This window comes from Microcystis sp. M113S1, assembly GCF_020246945.1.
Lineage (GTDB): Bacteria > Cyanobacteriota > Cyanobacteriia > Cyanobacteriales > Microcystaceae > Microcystis.
This window is the reverse complement of the sequence record NZ_JADBSA010000120.1, coordinates 1-3087: the sequence shown is the minus strand read 5'-3', so window position 1 is coordinate 3087 and position 3087 is coordinate 1. Positions and strand designations below refer to the sequence as shown.

2 protein-coding genes and 1 pseudogene are annotated in these 3087 nt (G+C 42.2%); 2 read left to right on the top strand and 1 reads right to left on the bottom strand.

From position 1 onward, the window contains the following. Nucleotides 1-311: pseudogene (locus IM319_RS06180) on the bottom strand (RNA-guided endonuclease TnpB family protein); the annotation flags it as partial. A 192-nt stretch (nt 312-503) separates the two neighbouring features. On the opposite strand from IM319_RS06180, the gene IM319_RS06175 reads away from it, so the two are divergent. Next, nucleotides 504-1154, top strand: coding sequence for a nitroreductase family protein (locus tag IM319_RS06175; protein WP_287735015.1), 651 nt, complete (start codon nt 504-506; stop codon nt 1152-1154). Between the two features lie 9 nt (nt 1155-1163). Then, nucleotides 1164-2579 (top strand): mechanosensitive ion channel domain-containing protein, encoded by a 1416-nt coding sequence (locus IM319_RS06170; RefSeq protein WP_287735014.1) that lies wholly within the window; start codon nt 1164-1166, stop codon nt 2577-2579. Nucleotides 2580-3087: the final 508 nt, after the last annotated feature.

The window sequence follows — 3087 nt, the reverse complement described above, 5'->3', positions numbered from 1 at the left end:
GAATGTTTTTTAAACTTAGGGTAGCCTTTCTTTCCTTTAACTTGATTTTGGCAATTATCGTAAAACCGAGTAATTGCTCGCAAGGTTCTTTCTACAGCAGTCTGACAAGCATGGGAGTTTAAATCATCAACAAATTTAAACTCTTTTCTTAATGCTGTGTTGTACCGAAATAACTCTGTTTTGCCAACACCCCGATTATCCATCCAATAACGCAGAACTTTATTCCGAACAAATTGGGTTGTCCGTATTGCCTCATTAATGGCTTCTATCTGATTAGGTTTTGGCTTAACTTTGTATTCTAGTACAAACATTTTGACAATGCTTGACTGAGTATCAATATTTTAGCACAAAGGAAATAAAATGGCAACTTAATATTTTAAAAGCCGCCCGACCCTGCGCGGGCATGGCGGGGCTTGTACCCAAATTTTCGGTCACACCGAAGGGTGAGGCTGATAGCTTGACCCTATAATAATTAGAAATATGTAACTCGATCAACTGACTTTATGACCTTGCCTCTCGATGTTCCCACGGCGATTAATCAACGTCGTTCTATTAAAACTTTTACCACCGATCCGATCGCCCCAGAACTGCTAAAAACCCTAGTAGAATTAACCGTTGCCGCACCTAGTAGCTTCAACATCCAAGATTGGCGAATTATTTTAGTACAAGAGCCGGCACAAAAGGCCGCTTTAGCCGAGGCCGCTTGGGGACAAAAGCAAATTATCCAAGCGCCGGTTACTTTTGTTTTCGCTGCCGATGCTGCCGCAGGAGGAGGAGATCTAACCCCCATCTATGAACAGGCTCTCAGTACGGGTGCTTGGAACGAAGGCACGGTAAAATATTTTCAACAGGCAATCCCCGGATTTCAAAAGGATTTGGGCGAAAAAACCCGGGAATACGCGATTAAGGATGCCATGATCGCCGCTACTCATCTGGTTTTGGCTGCCGAAAGTCTCGGTTTATCTAGTTGTTTTCTCAACGGTTGGATCGAGGACAAGGTAAAAGCTGTGATTGGTGCTGCCGATCATCCCCATCTAGCGATCGCTGTTGTCGTTCCCATCGGTTACGCGGCGGAACCGCGGCTTAATCCGGGGCGTTTACCCTTAGATTACAATGTTTTTGTGGATCGCTTGGGTAATCCCTATCAAATCTAAACTTTAGCGATGACTTTCTCTCCCTCAGCTTGGTTAACGCCCTTTTTTAACACTCCCCTTTGGCGCGCTGGGGGAGTTTCCATCACTCTTGGTTGGATTATTAGTATTCTTGTACTGTTTGTTCTTGTCACCTGTCTGACGATCGCTTTTAAAAGTTTACTAAAAAATCGTCTGCTGAAAAGTATCGGTTTTGATGAAGGTAATCGAGAAGCGATCGCAACTCTGGCTAGTTTTGCTTTTGGGGCTTTTGGTTATATTATCGCCCTACAATTGACTGGATTCAATCTCGCTTCGATCGCTGTTTTAGCCGGTGGTTTGGGGGTGGGTATCGGTTTCGGTTTGCAGGAGTTAACCAAAAATCTCACCAGTGGTTTAACTTTGTTGGTGGAACGCAAGTTAAAAGTGGGCGATTTTATCGAATTTGAGCAAACAAAGGGTTATATCCGGGAAATATCGATTCGTTCCACCACCATTCGCACTGTTGATGGTGCAGAGTTAATCGTTCCTAACACAATCTTAACTAGCAATCGCGTCCAGAATTGGCATTATCCCGACTCGCGCATTCGAGTCATTGTGCCGGTAGGAGTTGCCTACGGTACAGATCCTTTGATAGTGACGGAAATTCTGCTGCAATCAGCCTATATGTCGGTAGAAATTGCCTTTAATCCGCTTCCCAAGGTGATTTTTAACGGTTTTGGTGATAGTGCTTTAAATTTTGAGTTGTGGGTATGGGTGGAAAAAGTCGAACAGGCCGTTTTTCTGAGAAGTTCCCTACACTTCATTATCGAGCATAATCTGCGTCATCGGGGCATAACGATTCCTTTTCCCCAGCGAGAGTTATGGTTGCATAATACCGACAGTTTTGAGGCAGTTAAGGAACAGGATCAGGAGATAGTTAAACCTTCAAAACCGCTATCGTTAAAAGAAATGTTATTGGAGGTGAGTTACTTTAAACATTTTAACGATCTGCAATTGCGTGTATTAATTGAAATGGGTTGTCGTAAACATCTCCAGGACGGGGATATTTTAATTAGACAGGGAGAAAGAACTAATTATTTCTGTATTGTTTTGCAGGGACAAATGGATGCTTTTTATGAAAACGATAAAATCAGTCGTAAAATTTTTACTTTTAATAAAGGTCAATATTTTGGGGAATTACCGTTAATGTTAGAGGTTCCCTATCCCACCACTATGCAAGCAGTGGGGGAAACCTTGTTATTTTTGCTCGATCGTCAGGGGTTTCAGCATCTTATCACTACTTATCCGGCTCTAGCGGAGGAATTCACTGAGGCAATCGCGCAACGTCAAGAGGAATTGGGCGAATGTCAGCAGAAATTGCGAGAAATGGGGCTTTTAGACTCGGAAGACCTGAAAAATCCCGTTTCTTGGCTGCGACAACGGTTAAAGAGCTTTTTTGCGGCTTAAAAGGGGATGAGAACAGATTTACAGCCTTTCTCCTATAGCAGTTATCTTAATGATGAGGTACGAAGCTGAGAATAGGGCGTTGTCAGATAAAGAGATGAGAAGGCAAAATAGATAGAAACTCAATGAAGGAAAAAAAACGATGAAATGTCCAGAATGTAAAAGTGACCACATCAATAAAAATGGTCAAAAGAATTAGGGATGAGCTAGTTAGCTGCTTACAGTCTAGCCTACACGAAGCAAATTTCGTGACGAACAACACACACTATTTTGATATGGCATCCAAACGGTCACGAATCTGGTAATGATTTGGGGTAATGATTTGGTAGTAGTGGCGTAGCCCTCTTGCTTACCTGGTATGAATTGTGTTAAATATTTATTAATAAAAATAATTGGAACCCAATCAGTCTTTAAACCTCTAGCTTGATCATGACTTTTCTGATAAATATCTTTTTCTGGCTCCTGTCTGGCTTACTCAAATATCAGTCTGGCACCGAACAAAATACCCCCT

Coding starts and splice junctions, on each gene's coding strand:
- IM319_RS06175 (WP_287735015.1), top strand. CDS start 504: ATGACCTTGCCTCTCGATGTTCCCACGGCGATTAATCAACGTCGTTCT.
- IM319_RS06170 (WP_287735014.1), top strand. CDS start 1,164: ATGACTTTCTCTCCCTCAGCTTGGTTAACGCCCTTTTTTAACACTCCC.